Consider the following 17,259-nt stretch of genomic DNA (forward strand, 5'->3'; position numbering starts at 1 on the left):
TGAATTGTTCGACTCAAGCCACGAGCCAGAAAAGTCTTGTTTTTCTGGGCTTTAGGTAGCAGAAAACGGTGGAATTTGAAAGGCCTGCGGCCGGGGAGTTCGAATCCCTCCCGCTCCGCCAACCACCCCCTTCGGGGGACTCCCAAAAACCATCCTAAAGTGCTATAAAACCTCACGAAATCCGGTGATTTTTGGTTCACCGAATTTCACTCAATCCCAAATTACCCCGCACAAAGTGTGGGGTAAAATGTGGGGTAAAAATGAGGTGATTCTCATGGGAAAGCTCACGGCGCTCAAAATTAAGAACCTGACCGAACCCGGTCGCTACTCCGACGGGGACGGCCTTTCTCTCGAATTGAATGGCAAAGGATCGGGAAGATGGGTCCTTCGGGTTCAGTCGAACGGCAGGCGACGCGACATTGGCCTCGGGTCTTTGAAGGGAGTTTCCCTGGCCGACGCCCGCGATGCGGCCTTCGTCATGCGCAAAAAGATCGCACAGGGGATCGATCCGGTCGCGGAACGCAGGCAGGAACGCCAAATTGTCCCAGTCTTCCGTGATGCCGCCAAACTGGTGCACGAGGAACACGAAAAGGCGTGGAAGAATGGCAAGCATCAGAACCAATGGCTTGCGACCCTGACCACCTATGCCTTTCCCAAGATCGGCGACCTTCCCGTCGATAAGATCGAGGGCCCGGCGATTCGGGAGGTGCTGGTCCCGATCTGGCTGTCCAAGCCGGAGACCGCGAGGCGAGTACGGCAACGGATTGGCACCGTTCTCGATTGGGCCTGCGCCAAGGGATTTCGCGCCACCGAGGCGCCGATGCGGTCTCTTTCCAAAGGGCTACCTCGTCAGCCCAAGAAAGATGGCCACTTTGCCGCGATGCCTTATTCGGACGTTCCGGCCTTCGTCGAGAAGCTTAGCGAACGTGAATCGGTTGGGCGGCTCGCATTGGAAGCGCTCATCCTAACAGCCGCGCGTTCGGGCGAGATCCGGGGTGTGATCTGGTCGGAGATCGATCTGAACCTTGCCCTGTGGACGGTCCCAGCCGAGCGCATGAAGATGGGGCGGGTCCATGTCGTCCCGCTGTCGCCGCAAGCCATCGCCGTGTTCAAGCGCGCCAAGAAGTATAAGGCTGGAGTTGGGAATCTGGTTTTCCCTGGTCAGGATGTGAAGAAGCCCCTCTCCGACATGACGCTCCTTAAAATCCTTCGAGGCATGGAACTCAAAGTGACTGTGCATGGCTTCCGATCCGCATTTCGGGATTGGGTAGCGGAGCAAACAGATTATTCCGGCGAAGTAGCGGAAGCTGCGCTCGCCCATACGGTCTCGAACAAGGTGGAAGCGGCTTATCGCCGGACAGACTTCCTAGACAGGCGCAGGCTCCTGATGGGCGATTGGGCGACCTTCTGCAAAAAGTTGTCTGCCACATCGGATGACGAAAGAGAAAACACGCCGGAAATCGCAATCGCCTGAGCAACAGCCCCCGCTCGGGAGCCACTCTTTGCTGAAGGTGTTATCCAAAAATAATTTTTCGAAAAATCGCTAAACAATCGCCGATTTCCGCTGATCACCCATGGAAGGGGCTGCGCCTCAGTTTGGCCTGCAGCCCTCGAACGTTGGGGAATTATCTAAATGGTAGCGATCTTCACCGGCGCGGGCACCGGCATCGAGCGGAGTTCGGCACGGACGCTTGGTGGCTCGGGGCTGCTCGGATCGGCAACGCTGGGTCGCTCGGGCGAGCAGGCCTATGTCAACGCGGCGACCGGCAATCTGATGCTGACGGCGGTCGACGAGATGCTGCTCGGCCGCGGTCCGGATGCGGTGATTTCGCGCACCTATAACAGCTTTGGCGGCTGGGACGGCGACAATGACGATAATTGGCGCGCGAGCGGGTATCGCCGTGTCTTCGGCCTGGCGGGCGGGACCGGCTATGGAACGGTCGGCAGCACGGTCAAGCGCACCGACTGGGACGGGTCGGAGGTCACGTATAGCTGGAACGCCGCGAGCAGCGCTTATGTCGCGACCGATGGCGCGGGTGCCTATGACACGCTGACCAGGACGGGCACGAACTGGACCTGGGTCGATGGCGACACTCAGATCCAGGAAGTCTATGACGACAGCAATTCGGGCCGGATCACGAGTCAGTCCGATACCAGCGGCAACAACAGTGTCAGCTATGGCTATACCGGCACGCTGCTGACGCAGATCACCACTGCTGACGGTGGGTACACGCTGCTTAAATATGGTGGCACGGGCGGCCTGCAACTTCAGTCTCTCGAGACCCACAGCACCTCGCCGACCGCGACGACCACGCGGGTTTTCTACAGCTATGACGCCAATGACCGGCTCAGCAAGGTTCAGGTCAACCTGAACCCGGCGGATAATAGTGCGACTGTAACAAGCGGCGTGCCGACGACCTATAATTACGAGACCACCTACACCTATGACGACGCCAACGGCATCAGCCAGCGTGTCGCCTCGATCAGCCAGAATGGCGGCGCGCTGGTAGAGTTCAAATACGACACCGGCTTCCGGGTCTCGGAGATCAAAGAGACGATCGCGAGCGGCGCCACACCCGTTACGCGCACCACCACCATCGCCTATGATACGGTCGCGCGCATCACCACGGTGACCGATGCGTTGGGTCAAGCCACTCAGCTAAGTTATGATGCGTCGGGCAATCTGCTGTCGCTGACCCTGCCGCCATCCGGCACCAGCGATCCCGCGCCATCGGCGAGCTTCACCTATGAGGCGGATGGCGACCTCGCCACGATGAAGTCGGCCGGCAATACCGTGGTCTATAGCTATGACAGCCGCGGCAACCGCACGCTCGAGCGTGACAGTCTCGGCAACACGGTCACGCGCACCTTCAGCGCGAAGAACGAGCTGCTCAGCGAGACGCATTATACCGTGCCCGATCCGGACGGCGTTGGCAGCACCCCGCCCTCCGGCGCGATGACGACGCGCTACGCTTATGATGCCAAGAGCAATCTGCGCTTCGTCGTCGATGGCGAGGGACGCGTCACAGAATATGTCTACAACCTCTATAATCAGCGCACGGCGGTAATAGGCTATGCGGCCAATCTCTATACCGGCACGCCTGACCTGGAGACCTGGGCGGCGGGCATTGCCGACAAGAGCACGACCCAGCGCACCGAGACGATCTACGACTTTCGCGGCAATATCAGCGAGGTCATCAGCTACGCCAGAGTGACGACGACAGGCGCGTTCGACACCACATCGGAGCGCAACCGGACGCTCTATGTCTATAACGGGCATGGCGAACTCCTGTCGCGCTATGCCGATGGCACGGGCGTGACCGAAACGTTCGTCTATGATGGGCTTGGGCGCGTCATTTCCTCGGCCGAAACCGTTACCCCGCCCAATCTTCATGTCGGCGCCGATAATCCCGGTTACTGGACGACTGCCAACACCGACATCGACCAAGTTACGGGCACGGCAGCGGGTACTGCGCTGTCGCTGACCGCAAAATCCCAGAATCTGGCGATCGCAAGTTCATCGACCCACCAGACTTCGGTTGCGGAAGGCGATACGCTTACCTTCACCGTTCAGCTGATCGGCGGCACCTTCACCACTGCCAGCTTTGGGTTGCTCGGCGGCTCGTCCTTGTTCGGCGACACTATCAGTGACTCCAGCGCAGTCATCGTCTCGGGTCAGGGTACCCTGACGCGCGTCGGTAACGGCAGCCTGTTCCAGGTCTCCGGCCTGGCCACCGATGCCGTCACCACGGTCAGCATCACACGCAAATTCACTCGAGTGGGTGGGGAGAGTGTCACGTCGCGGGTCTATGTCGGCTCGGCCTCGGCCGGCACTGCTCTTGGCAATTCGATCATCTTCTCCAAGGCCACCCTCACCCGCACGCCGGCTGCTGCATCCACCATCACGACCAATTTTGCCTTCACCGACGGCTCGGGCAACTCGGCAACCAAGGTCACCCTTGCGAACGGTCTGGTCCGCACCTCGACCTATGACCGCACCGGCAACCTGCTGAGCTATGCCGAGTCCGGCACCGGAATCGCTTCTCCGTCGACCACCAGCTACAAATATGATGCGCTGGGACGGCTGCGCATGGTCACCGACCCCACCGGCCAGCGCGATTTCTTCTTCTACGATGCCGATGGCCGCAAGATCGCCGCCGTCGACAGCGACGGCTCGGTCACCGAATTTCGCTATAATGCCGCAGGACGCGTCACCACCACCATCGCCTATGCGACAAAGCTCGCACCCCAGCTCCTCGTGCCCGGACAACCTGGATCGCTGATCGACAGCAGCGGCAATCCCGCCAGCCTCACTTTCGCATCGATCCGGCCCGCCACCGACACCGCCAACGACCGCTGGGGGTGGAATTACTACGATACATCCCAGCAGCTCATCCGCACGATCGATGCCACCGGCGCGGTCACGGTGTTCGAGTATGACGGTGCCTCACAGCTCGTTACCACTGCGGAACTGGCGACACGAATGACCGTTGGTGAGTTGACGGCGCTCAAGACCGGGGCTCCGCCGACCAATATCTTCCCCAACCCCAATGCGGCGTCGCAATGGGGCACGGCCAACGGCGCAACGATCAACCTCGACGGTCTGATCGGCGGTGCCAATGCCTACCGGCTGAAAGCCAGCTCCAGCGGCCTTGCCTTTGTGCCGGCCACGACCAGCGTGCCGGTCAGGGCGGGCGACACGCTGACCTTCACGCTCGATCTGCTCGCCGGCTCTTCGACCAGCATCACCGCCAGCATCGGTCTGAGAGGGAGCACGAGCGATTGGGGTGCCGCCGTGAATTCAACCGCGGTCGTGATATCGGGGACAGCCACGATCACCCAGACGGTCGGCGGGCTGTTCATTTCCGGGCTCGACCCCAATGCGGTCACCCGGATCTCAATTACCCGCACATTTCTGCGGACCGAGACCGCGTCTGCCATCGTCTATGTCGGGTCGGGCGCCTCGGGATCAGCCCCCAACAACTCGATCCTGTTCGGCAATCCCGTCCTGATCCGACCGACCGGTACGCCGCCCGCGCTTCCAGCTCTTGATGCTGTGAACGACCGTGCCTCGCGGCTGTTCTACGACAATGCCGGCCGGCTGATCGGCAGCCTCGACGCCGAGGGCTATGTCTCGAAGGTCATCTACGACAAGGCCGGGCGCAAGATCGAGACGATCGCGCGCAAGACCAAGCCGAGCACCACCACCGGCAGCTTTGCCACCATCTTCGCCAGCGCCGCCGTCGACGACGCAAGCGATATCCATAATTGGTGGGTTTATGATTCGCGCGGCCTGATGCGCGCGACGGTCGATGGCGAAGGAACGCTGACGCGCCTTGACTATGGCCCGGGCGGCTATCTTGCGAAACAGGAGAGTGGGCAGAAGCTCAACGTCGCAACTCTGATCGCTACCGCGCCGACCTTTGCCGGCCTGCCCGCCGCGGCCGGCGGCGAGGTCCTTGCGACCACGAGCTGGACGCGCAACGCTCATGGCCAGGCGCTGAGCGAAGTGACCGCGCTCACCGGCAGCATCACGACGACCACGAGCTACACCTACGACAATGTGTACAATCTGCTGTCGAGCGTGACTCAGTCCGGCGGTACCGATCCGCGGACCTACAATAAGCGCTACGACACGCAAGGGCGCCTCATCAGCGAGCTGTCGGGCATTGGCAGCGCCGTGCTCGCAGCGCTGGGCGGAAGTGCATCGCAGACGGACATCAATAACACCTACCTCGATTATGGTTGGAGCTATGCCTATGATGCCGCCGGCCGCCTGATTTCCAAGATCGCACCGCGGGGCCCCGGCATGCCCGTTGGCACGATCGGCCCGAAAACGCTCTATTACTACAATGCCGATGGCGCGCTGATCTATGAGATCGACCCGCTCGGCCAGACCATCGAATATCGCTACAACGCCTTTGGCGAGAGCACCGACACGATCGTCTACGCCACACCGATCGCCAATCTTTCGAACATGGACGGGGGGCTCGACATCTCGCTGGTTACCGCCCGGCTCATCGCCGACAGCGCGCGCGACACCGCTGTCCATCGTGATTTCAACGTCGGCGGTACGCTCAAACAGTCGCGCGACGCACTGAGCAACGTCTCGACCTATGAGTATAATGCGTTTGGCGAACTGTTCAGCAGCACGGTGCCGCTCGACGGTGCGGCGACGATCCTGTCGACCCGCGCGTATGACCGCCGCGGGTTGCTGAAGACCCAGATTGTCGATGCCGCCGCCGCCGGCAAGGCGATCACCACTCAATATGGCTATGACGCGTTCGGCCGTGCTGTCGAGCTCACCAACGCCAACAACAAGAAAACCACTTCGGAATATGACCGTGACGGCCGCCTCGTCAAAGTCACGGACGCGCTCAACAACAGCACCAGCTACACCTATGATGCACGCGACAATCTCGTCGCCGTCACCGATGCGAACAACAAGGTCACCCGCTACGTCTATGACAAGGCGGGCCGCAGGATCGCGACGATCGATGCGCTGGGGGGCCTCTCCACCACCACCTATGATGCCGACGGCCGGGTCATCGCCTCGCGCGACTATCTGAATGCGATCAGCCTGACCGGGCTCGCGACCGAAGTCACCGAGGGCAATGCAGCACTCACCGCAGCGCTCGCCAACACCAACGCCGCTGACCGCATTACCCGCTATGCCTACGACAAGGACGGGCAGCTCCGCTTCGGGATCGACGCGCTCAACCATGTCGTCGAACATGTCTATGATGCGCGCGGCAACGCCATCCGCACGATCGCTTATGACGGCACGATCGGCACCGACGGCACCGGGCAATATTCTGCGACCTGGATCGCGACCCAGGTCGCCAGCCTCGCCTCGGCACCCGGCACGCGCGTCTCGCGCGCCGTCTATGATATCCTTGGACAACAGATCTACAGCATCGACGCCCTGGGCCAGGTCTCTGCCCGGACCTATGACGCCAAGGGGCAGCTGACCAAACAGGTCCAGTATTCGGTTGCCTATACAGCACCCGGGAACCCGAGCCTCGCCGACATGACGGCCTGGCGCGCCACCGCGCCTGTCGTGGCCGGCGCTGCCAATGACCGCACGACCCGCGCCTATTACGACAATAAGGGCCAGCTCAATTATTCGGTCGATGCGCTCGGCAATGTGACCCGCACCGAATATGACAAGCTCGGCAATGTGAAGCGGACAACCGCTTATGCCGCCGCTGCTGCGACGACCATCACCGACGCCACGACGCTCGCCAATCTGAACGCGGACACCTATCTGTCGTCCTCGCCAGCCGACCGGCACGTCACCGAATTCAAGTATGACAGCGCCGGCCGTCTCGAAGAGACGCTGTTCTATCTCCGGTTCAGTCCTTCGGTCATCACGATCAGCACAAAGCTGGTGCGCGATGCGATGGGCCAGATCCTCTCGTCGACCGACGCGTTCGGGACTGCAGACGCCAGCACCACCGCCTATGAATATGATGCCGTTGGCAATGTGACACAGCAAACCCGGGGACAGGGTACGGCCGAGGTGGTGATCACCACCTATGCCTATGACAAGCTGGGCCAGCTGACCGATCGCACCATCGCGGCCACCACTGCCGATGCGGCCACCACTCACTGGGAATATGACGCGCTTGGGCGCTCGATCAAGGAACAGCGCGGATATGCGACGCCGCAACAGGTGGATACGCTGTTCGAGTATAACGGGCTCGGCGATCTCTGGAAGGTCACCGACCCGCGGGGCAACGCGACTTATCGCTGGTACGACAATCTCGGCCGCGCGACCTATGTGCGCGACGCCGAGAACTATCTGACGCAGACCAGCTATAACAATTTCGGCGAAACGGCCTCGGTCACCCGGCGCTTCAACCAGGTAAGCGGTACGGCGGTGATCACCACTCCGCCAGTGGTCACCGCCACCGTTCCCAATCCTCTGGTCAGTTATATTCTGACCGACAGCGCGCGGGACGCCACGACCAGCTTCGTCTATGACAAGCTCGGCCGGTTATCAGACCAGACAGACGCCGAGGCCTATCACACCACTTATAGCTACACCCGCGGCGGCCAGATCTCGACGGTCACGCGCGGGGGGGCGACGACCCGGCTCGATTATGACAAGCTCGACCGGCTCAAGAAATCGACCGATGCGCTGGGGTTCTATGAATCCTACGGTTATGACGCGTTTGGCAACCGGACGTCGGTGACGGCCAAGTCGGAGACCGGCGTTATCGCGGCGGGCGCCACGACCATCTACACCTATGACAATCGCGGTTTGCTGCTGACCGAAACCTTGCCGACGCCGACCTATGACAGCGCCGGGACCCAGACCAGCACGACGGTCGTCAATCGCTATGAATATGACGCGCGCGGCAATCGTACCAAGATGGTCGAGGCCGACAACCTCTCCTACAAGCGAACCACCAGCTATACATATGACAAGCTCGACCGGCTGAGCACGAAGAGCGGCGACGCGGTGCCCATTGACCCTGCCGGCACTCTTCAAACGCCGATCGAATATTATTTCTACGATCGGCGCGACAACCTGATCGAAAGCCGCGATGCCGCGGGCGCACGGACCCTGTTCCGGTTCGACCAGCTCGACCGCAAGACCGGTGAGATCAATGCGCTCGGAACGCTCTCGACCTTCGGCTATGATCCGGGCGGCAACCTCACTACCAGCCGGGTGTTCGGCACACAGGTGGCGCTGCCGGCCACGCCGACCGCCGCCTGGCCGGCCGATCCGTCGGGCGAAGTGCGCCTGACAAACTATGAATATGACCGCCTCGGTCGCCGCACCGCGACCCAGATGACCGGGATCACGACCGGGTCGTGGAACGGATCGTCCTACGTCACGACGCCGGGCGACACGTTGCGCAGCACCGTTACCTATGATGCACGCGGTAACGTGGTGAAGACGACTGATGCCAGTGGCGGCGAAATCTTTTCCTATTATGACAGGCTCAACCGCAAAACCGCATCAGTCGATCAGGAAGGGTATCTGACCGGATGGGTGCTCGATGCCGAGGGCAATGCCACCTCCGAAACGCGCTATGCGGGGAGACCGGCTGCCCCGGCAATCGGCACCCCGCCCACGGTCACCACCACGCTCGCCACGGATCCCGCCAATCGGATCACCAATTTCACCTATGATCTGAACGGCCAGCGCAAGACCGAGGCACGCAGCAATGTTGTCGCCTATACGCTCGACGCAAATGGCGTGCTATCATCGGCCACCACCACGGCCACCATCCGTTATGACTATAACGGTCTCGGCCAGGTCACCCGGAAGACCGAAGCGACCGGTGATGCGTTCACCTATAGCTATGACGGCGCGGGCCGGCTGATCAGCGAGGCGCGGACGCCCTATAACGACTTCACCAGCACAGCCGGAACTCCGGTCAGCGTTACCCCGACGCTGCGCTATTCCTACAATGGGCTGGGTGACCTGACGCGAACGCAGCAAGGCGGCGCGACGATCGATAACACTAACGATCATATTACCCGCTATGCCTATGGCGCGGGCGGGCGGCTGACGTCGATGACCGACGCCAACAATCAGGCGCGCAGCTATTTCTACGACATTGTCGGCCGCAAGACCGGCGAATCCTACGCGCGTGCCAACAGCAGCGCGACCGCCATGCCGGAGGGAATCGCCTATCAGTACGACCTGCTCGGCCGCCTGACGCAACAATCGATGAACACCGTCTCCGGCACGACCTGGACTCAGGTCGGCGACAGGACACAGATCGCTTATAACAGTTATGGCGAGGTCTCGCAGCGCGGTATCAACGGCTATCAGGAACAGTTTGCCTACGATCTCGCCGGCCGCGTCTGGCGGACCAATTCGGGCGACGGTGTCTGGCGCTTCGCAATCTACGATAAGAATGGCAACCAGACGCTCTCGATCGAGAGCGAAGGTACCGACCTTGCGGGCAAGACGCTCGATCAGGTGGTCGCCATTGCCACCAATGGCGGCGGGAATGCTATCGGCGCGGCCTATGTTGACGGCATCAATGCCACCATCACCCGGTACGAACGCCGAAATCTCGCCACCGATACAATCCAGGCCAAGCGCCAGTTGAGCAGTTCTGTCACGACCGATCTCAAAACATCACGAGATTATAGTGCGTTCGGCGAGGTGATCTGGGAGCGCGACCCCAGCCAAGCGGCCTATGCATCAAGCGAAACAAGGACCAATTACACCTATAACACGATGGGCCGCCTCATCTCGACTGAGCGCCCGCAAGTCTCTTTCACCAATGCACAAGGCGGGACCGCCACTACGCGGCCGATAGACGAATATTTCTACGATCTCTCAGGTCGCCTGATCGGCACGGAAGATGCCAACGACAATCGCACCACGCGCAGCCTGCTTGCTGGCACGGGGTATGGCGGTGCCGAGGCGCTGGTGACCCGGGAATGGCATCCAGGCGGGAATATCCAACACGGCTACGACGTGTTCGGCGACCTGCGCAAGACGACCGATGAGATCGGTCGCGAAACGACGATGCAATATGACAAGCTGGGTCGTCTGACGCAGGTCACGCATCCAGGCGGCCTGACCGATAACTATACCTATGACCTGCTTGGCCAGCGCATCTCGCACTGGAATTCGTTCCTCGGCAGTTCGGTGGTTGAGAAGACCGACTATGATATCCAGGGACGTGTCATCAGCAGCGTCGCATTCGGTGGCGACACCACCACCATCACCTATGCGTTCGATGCGAACCTGGCCACAAGCGGTCTTGGCACTTTTGGCGGATGGACGAAGCAGACGACCGGCCATGGACGCACATTGACGGAGGTAACCGACCTGTTCGGCCGAACGATCGACAAGATCGATCTTGGCAATCACAATTACGACTTCACGTATGACAAGGCCGGAAGGTTAATATCGCGCACCAATAATGTTGGTGAAAATCTCTCTTATAGCTATTTCAACACCGGCTTCGTGTCATCCCTTGAATCCGGCGTGATCGATCGCGTCAATCAATATGGACAGGCTGACGTCTTTACTTACGGCTATGACACGAACGGCCGGAAGAATTACGAGCGCTTCGTGCACGAGGCATATAATTCCGACCCTGAGTCCGGTTCTTATCTGACGACCGATCAGCATCAGCTCGCAACAACGACATATGACGCGCTCGGTCGCATGATCCACTATGAGGATGTCGGTGATCAGGGCACGACCAACGGCAACCCGATCTCGGTCGATTATAAATACGACAAGGTTGGGAATATCCGGAAAGTCGCGGCAAATTATCGCGACGTGAAGTCCGGCAGCATGCTGCCGCAAACCTATTGGTACGCCTATGACGAAATGAATCGTATGACCATCAGCATGGGCATACTGATCGGGGCGGAAGGATCCGGTACGATCGACCGTGGTACCTATGGCGGTATCTCGATCAACTACGATGCCACGGGTCGACGGACCGATATCACCCGCGCTATTACCGTACAGGTCGAAATCCCCGGCGACGAGACGACTTTTACTTATTCGGCACCGGGCGTTCGGCGAGAAGAATATAAGTACACGACCGCCGGCGACCTCGAATCGGTTTATGCCGACGAAACGACTTACGACTATAATAATGTAAGATATGATCCGGTCCCCAATGAGCTGATCAAAAGGTCCGATTACACGCGCGATGCAATGGGTCGCGTGACCAACTACAAGGAATATTTCAGCGACGGCATAACCGTCAATTATTCGGCGGCGACCACCTATGGAACCGGCCTGACCACGATGCTGGTGGTCAGCCAGACGGAGCAGCAATATCAGCCGGGGACTGGCGGCTTTCAGACGCGCGTAACGACCACCGATTACCAGCTCGATACGACTGGCTCAGCCTGGAATGGCATTACCCACGGGACGTTCAACGGCACCTTTGTCGGGGTACAGACACATACCCGCACGGTTGTGGACAACAACACCTCGACCGCATCCGAAACCGAGACGCATTATGTCTGGTGGGATGCGGCGCTCGAAAGTCACATTGGGACGTTCCGCTCGCCAACGGACACTCTCCCGCCGGTCAGCGACTTCACGCGCGATTCAAGCGGTCACCTGGTCCATCTGACGCGCAATTCGGGAAGCTCGGCAACGCAGGTGGATTTCACCACCGATGCCGAAGGGCGGGTGCTGGCGCGGCGCGAATACAACACAGACCGCAGCCAGATGTCGACCGAGTATCATTATCTGTTCGACGGGGCTGTGCGCGGGGCGACCGGCAATAATGGCCAGCCGATTGCCGGAGATTATATCGAGGCGCTGAACCAGCGCGGCACGACGCCCGGCGCGCCGTTCCGCAATGGCGGCCAGGTCTCCTACGCCAATTTCGACCAGAATTATGAACCGATGTTGCCGCAAGGCGCGGGCAGCGGCGGCAGCTATGTCGTGCGTGAAGGCGACACGCTGCAATCGATCGCCGCGCAGATCTGGGGCGACGCGAACCTCTGGTACAAGCTGGCCGAAGTCAATGGACTCGGCGCCGGCTCGCTCACCGCGGGCATGACACTGCGGATACCGGACGGTATCTTCTCCGTCCACAACAGCGCCTCGACCTTCAAGGTCTACGATCCCAACGAAGCAGTCGGAATGGTCGGGCCTGTCGCGCCACAACCCAAGGGCGGAAACAAATGCGGCTTGCTCGGGCAAATATTGCTGGTGGCGATCGCAGTGGCGATTGTTGCAATTACCAAAGCGCCGGTATCGAACTTCTTTGCAGGGCTCTTCTCGGGCGCGACCGGCAGCGCTGGCGCGATTGCCACCGCTGGTGCCGGGCTGGCGGCCGGCAGCGCCGCCTCGATCGCTGGTGGAGTGGTCGGTGGTGCGATTGTCGGAGCCGCCGCGAGCGCCGTCAGCCAAGGATTCGGGCTGCTAACCGGCATCCAGCAGGGCGGGTTCAGTTGGAAGGGCGTTGGCCTAAGCGCGATCGGTGGAGCGATCGGAGGAGGCGGCTCTGGGGGCGGGTTCTTAAACAACGCGCTCAACGGTATGATTTCGAATGCCGTCACTCAAGGGATCGCCTTAGCGACGAAGCTACAGAGTAAGTTCGATTTTGCTGGTCTGGCAGCCGCTGGAGTTGGTGCTGGGTTCGGCGGCGAATTCAGTGGTAAGCTCGACGGACTTGGTGAGTTCGGCGCACGGGTTGTATCCAGCACCGTTGGAGGACTCTCCAACGCGGCCGCTCGCAGTCTGATCAACGGCACCAATTTTGGCGACAACCTGATAGCCGCGTTGCCCGATATCATCGGAAATACCATTGGGAGTTTGGTAGCGGGCGGCATCGCCGGAGGTGGTCGTAAGGGGCCGATCAACCTGCTGGATGAAGTGAAGGACGGCTCATATAGTCCGCAGGCGATCCATGCGGCCGAACTGTCCGACCGCTATGGCGTGGCGTTCAATGCTGATGAGGATGGCAATTACTACACTAGCGCCAGTCCCGCTGATCTAGCGTCGGCGATCACCCAGACCAATCCGAATATCAACACCGGCACCGAGAAGATAACCTTCGCAGGCGCCTATCAATACAACCAGGAGACGGATGATCCCGCTGGCCGGGTGATCAACTACTTCCTCGATAATCCGATGTATGGCGGGGATTGGGAGAGCGCTCCGAAGGCAACGACGTTCGATGTCCTCTGGGCCGGCAATGCAGACCTTGGCGCAGTTCGGTTCATCTCGGGTGGGTCGAACGGCCGAACCTATCTGTATGATGGCGGTGCGACGCGATACTCCGATCTGGGATTGAGTGCGGTCTTTGCGGCGCCAATCGCGGCGCAGACCGATCCGAACTTCGTTGCCTACGCACAAGTTCACAATCAGATGGTGGGCGACATCGTCCAGGCGCGCGTCGATAAGGCACTGGCCCAGGTGGACTTCGAGGCCGGCATTGCGATGAACATCATGATGCTACCTACGATGTTCATGGGAGGTAGCGGCGCCAGCTACGCTATCCGCGAAGGGGGATATCTCACAACCGGCGCCATTGCTCGCGGGGCAGTCGTCACACGAGTCGGGCAATTTCTGCGCCCCGCAGAGAGTGGAGTCTGGAAACTCAATCCATTCACGCGCGGTCAGCAGATTGAACAGGCGCTCGGGCATAATCTGCCCGGCAACTTCCCGGTCATCGACAAGTTCGAGAATGGGCTGGCGACGAGTATCAAGAGCCTCGATCTTGATGCCGCGACATACCAGAGCGGCTCCACGCTGACGCGAACTCTCAACGGCTATGTGGATAAGGTCGCTGGCTTCCAAGGAAGGACCTGGGCCGGTGTTCGTATTCGGCCGCAGGATGTGACGGGTCGTGCGCTTGACCTTGCGATACCCCATAGCGGATCGGCGGCGCAGCAGGCTATCATCAGTCAGACGGTGAAGTATGGAGCCTCACGCGGTGTCGCTGTGAATGTCATACACTTCCCCTAATGAGGCGAGCCTGACCAATGAAAGCTGCGACGATCTACGAGCGTAAGGGCAAGCTGTATGTGCACAGCTCATCAAAAACGACCGCCGGGGTTTGGGTAATTAATCCCCCGATTCTGGCCGTAGAAAAGGAAGATGCCGGCGGAGTTGGTCGTGCGGTTAGAGAATGTCTAGCGGCATCCCGCGAAGGCGTTCCGCACCCGAAGGCGTTCACAAACCTGTTCGATCCTGTGCTTGATCTTGCGGGTGTCAAATCGTTCGGCACGTTCGTGAAATTGGCCAAATGCGTAGAGGCCGAGACGAGCGACGATGCGACCGTGACGTTGATCCCGACACGAAATGAAGGTGTCGAGGACGGGTTCACCCCGCTGCCCACCAAGACGGAAACCGCTCTAGGTTCAGATGAGGCTTTGGGTTCTGCGGCTGCTGCGGCGCTTGCGATGTCGGAATGATGAGCGGGGATTTGCGGGCTAGGAGCGGCATTTAGTGAAAGCAAGATAAAAGCAGTGGCTCCCCCTATGGGGTAAGCCATTGTCTGCACATCGTTTTTTAGCGAGATAGACGGCACTGGTAGCGAGACTCCCGGTGCCGTTTTGGTGCCAGGTAGGTGGTAAGCTGTTGGGTTACCTCAACAATCACTGCCTCCCTGTTGGAGACATGGCCAGGTCGCTCCGCTCCCGCCGGGCGTTGCCCGGCAATGCGGTCAGCGCGGTTCCCGCGCTGGCGTGGGGCCTCGGCCAGCGAGGTGGGCGTCGCTCCCCTCTAGGCTCGCCGCGGCGCGGCGCAACCGGCTGCGCCGGTCCTTCACTGCGTTACGGCCCTTCGGGTGCGCCCCGCCTCGATCGGCGAGCCTGCCGGTCCGCTCTTGCCGCCCACCCCGCCGTCCGAGGCCGTGTGGTTGAAGGCAGGGAGAAGTGATGACCGATGATGCCGATCAGGCGCGTCTGCGCCAGCGTCTCGCCACGCTGCCGATGGTGCAGCGTGCGGTGTTCTTGCTGCACCGGATCGACGACCTCAGCTATGGCCAGATCGGCTTCCGGCTGGGGATCAGCCGGGCGCGTGTGGCGTGGCATATGACGCGGGCGATTTATGTGATGGCGTTCGGGTCGAGCGGGGATGAGTGAAGCGGTGCCTGCGGACCTGGCCGAGGAGTTGATCGGGCGCCGGCTGGACACGATGCCGGCGTTGCCGCGCACGGTGTTCCTGCTGCGTCATCTGGACGGCCTGGACGTGGCCGCGATCGGCGCCCGGCTCGGCATCGGGATCGAGGTCGTCGAACAGGAGTTGGCGCGTGCGATGCGGGTGCTGGTGTTCGGGGTGGATGAACCGACTTGCGATCCGGGGCGCCTTGGGGGAGATCGGGCATGGTGAAAACAGATCTCGACCATCTGCCCGAACGGAAACGGCGCGACCTGGAGCGTGCGGTGCGAATCCTGTTCGCCGAGTTCGCCGATGCGACGGCGCTGGCGACGCAGAAATGGAAGAAGCAGGGCCGCGTCCTCAAGGTGATCCTCTACGGCTCCCATGCGCGCGGCGACTGGGTGGCGGACACCAAGGGAGGCTACTTCTCGGATTACGACCTGCTCGTCGTCGTCAATGACGAGCGGCTGACCGACCCGCTGGAATACTGGGCGAAGGCCGACGACCATCTGCTGCGCGCGGTAGCGATCGCGAAGGAGATCGGCGCGCCGGTCAACTTTATCGTCCACAGCATGGCCGACGTGAACGACCAGCTCGCGCGCGGGCGCCCCTTCTTCATCGACATCATCGAGCAGGGGATCGCCCTTTACGAGGCCGAGGGGCACCCGTTCGGCTCGCCCAAGCCGCTGACGCCGGACGCGGTGCGCGCCGAGGCGCAGAAGAGCTTCGATTACTGGTATCCACTCTCGGTCCATGCGTTGAAGCTGGCGCGCACGAGCATCGAGGACGGCGTGCTGCGCGACGCGGCGTTCATGATGCATCAGGCGGCCGAGCGGGCCTATCACTGCGTGCTGCTGGTCCTCACTCTCTACAGCCCCAAGTCGCACAAGCTCAACTTCCTGCGCTCGCAGGCGGAGGGCCTCGCACCCGACCTGATCGCGGTATGGCCGCGCGACACCCGGTTCGGCCAGCGTTGCTTCGAGCTGCTGCGCCAGGCTTACGTCAACGCGCGCTACTCGCCCCATTACAAGATCAGCGTCGCCGAACTCGAATGGCTCGCCGAGCGGGTCGAGCTGTTACAGGAAACGGTGAAGGCCCTGAGCGAGGCGCGGCTGGCGTCGCCGCGCGCCGACGAATCCGAATAGAGAGCGGCTGACAGGTCTAGCGAGGGGCCGGCGTGTATGCCGGCCCCTGCGTCGTTCCATCGCTGTAGCGCCGCCCCAGCGGGCGCGGCAGGCTATCCGTTCGCGTGTTGCGCGATCATCGCATCTAGCAACTGCCACACGGCCTTCTGACTGGCCTTGGGGAGCCGGGTGACGGCATCGATCTGCTGCTCGATCCTGGATGCAGGACCGCGCTTGCCGGGAAGCCGGATGGTGGGGCGTCCGACCAGCAGCTCATCGAGCGACAGATCGAGCAGCTCGGCGACGCGCGGGAGGAGCGACGCGGCGATGCGCGCGCGGGCAACCTCGTAATGGGCCAGCGTCTGTTGTGCGATGCCGAGCTGCTCGGCGAGCGCCTGTTGCGTCAGGCCACGCTCCTTGCGGGCGTGCGCGATGCGCGCTCCCAGCTCCTTGAAGAAGCCCGTATCCTTGCTGTCCATGGTCGCGATGATCCGTTGAGTTACGGTCATGGCCTTACACCCTGTTTTTAGAGACGAGCTTGACTCTACTCCCAATGGGAGTGATACGAAA

General features: G+C 61.0%; 7 protein-coding genes. 6 read left to right on the top strand and 1 reads right to left on the bottom strand.

Going from position 1 to position 17,259, the window contains the following annotated elements; all coding sequences use genetic code 11:
• Nucleotides 1-274 precede the first annotated feature (274 nt).
• The 6 genes from ACRECS_RS04305 to ACRECS_RS04330 all read left to right on the top strand — a co-directional run bounded on the left by ACRECS_RS04305 (nucleotide 275) and on the right by ACRECS_RS04330 (nucleotide 16,710).
• Nucleotides 275-1,474 carry a tyrosine-type recombinase/integrase gene (locus ACRECS_RS04305; protein WP_431581724.1) on the top strand — a complete coding sequence of 400 codons (1,200 nt, stop codon included), beginning with the start codon at nucleotides 275-277 and terminating at the stop codon, nucleotides 1,472-1,474.
• 159 nt (nucleotides 1,475-1,633) lie between these two features.
• Nucleotides 1,634-14,428 carry a LysM peptidoglycan-binding domain-containing protein gene (locus ACRECS_RS04310; RefSeq protein ID WP_431581725.1) on the top strand — a complete coding sequence of 4,265 codons (12,795 nt, stop codon included), beginning with the start codon at nucleotides 1,634-1,636 and terminating at the stop codon, nucleotides 14,426-14,428.
• A 17-nt stretch (nucleotides 14,429-14,445) separates the two neighbouring features.
• The gene (locus ACRECS_RS04315; protein WP_431581726.1) at nucleotides 14,446-14,877 is read left to right on the top strand and encodes a hypothetical protein; all 432 of its coding nucleotides are present in this window, start codon (nucleotides 14,446-14,448) and stop codon (nucleotides 14,875-14,877) included.
• A gap of 465 nt (nucleotides 14,878-15,342) precedes the next feature.
• The gene (locus ACRECS_RS04320) at nucleotides 15,343-15,549 is read left to right on the top strand and encodes an RNA polymerase sigma factor (protein ID WP_431581727.1); all 207 of its coding nucleotides are present in this window, start codon (nucleotides 15,343-15,345) and stop codon (nucleotides 15,547-15,549) included.
• The gene (locus tag ACRECS_RS04325) at nucleotides 15,542-15,796 is read left to right on the top strand and encodes an RNA polymerase sigma factor (protein WP_431581728.1); all 255 of its coding nucleotides are present in this window, start codon (nucleotides 15,542-15,544) and stop codon (nucleotides 15,794-15,796) included. The genes ACRECS_RS04320 and ACRECS_RS04325 overlap by 8 nt, the downstream gene beginning before the upstream one ends.
• Nucleotides 15,793-16,710, top strand: a complete 918-nt coding sequence (locus ACRECS_RS04330) for a HEPN domain-containing protein (RefSeq protein WP_431581836.1) — start codon at nucleotides 15,793-15,795, stop codon at nucleotides 16,708-16,710. The genes ACRECS_RS04325 and ACRECS_RS04330 overlap by 4 nt, the downstream gene beginning before the upstream one ends.
• A 92-nt stretch (nucleotides 16,711-16,802) precedes the next feature.
• Here ACRECS_RS04330 and ACRECS_RS04335 read toward each other — a convergent pair whose 3' ends face one another.
• The gene (locus ACRECS_RS04335; protein WP_431581729.1) at nucleotides 16,803-17,198 is read right to left on the bottom strand and encodes a helix-turn-helix domain-containing protein; all 396 of its coding nucleotides are present in this window, start codon (nucleotides 17,196-17,198) and stop codon (nucleotides 16,803-16,805) included.
• Between the last annotated feature and the right edge of the window lie 61 nt (nucleotides 17,199-17,259).

Source organism: Sphingomonas sp. (genome assembly GCF_050725575.1).
Lineage (GTDB): Bacteria > Pseudomonadota > Alphaproteobacteria > Sphingomonadales > Sphingomonadaceae > Sphingomonas.

Coding starts and splice junctions, on each gene's coding strand:
- ACRECS_RS04325 (WP_431581728.1), top strand. CDS start 15,542: ATGAGTGAAGCGGTGCCTGCGGACCTGGCCGAGGAGTTGATCGGGCGC.
- ACRECS_RS04310 (WP_431581725.1), top strand. CDS start 1,634: ATGGTAGCGATCTTCACCGGCGCGGGCACCGGCATCGAGCGGAGTTCG.
- ACRECS_RS04315 (WP_431581726.1), top strand. CDS start 14,446: ATGAAAGCTGCGACGATCTACGAGCGTAAGGGCAAGCTGTATGTGCAC.
- ACRECS_RS04335 (WP_431581729.1), bottom strand. CDS start 17,198: ATGACCGTAACTCAACGGATCATCGCGACCATGGACAGCAAGGATACG.
- ACRECS_RS04320 (WP_431581727.1), top strand. CDS start 15,343: ATGACCGATGATGCCGATCAGGCGCGTCTGCGCCAGCGTCTCGCCACG.
- ACRECS_RS04305 (WP_431581724.1), top strand. CDS start 275: ATGGGAAAGCTCACGGCGCTCAAAATTAAGAACCTGACCGAACCCGGT.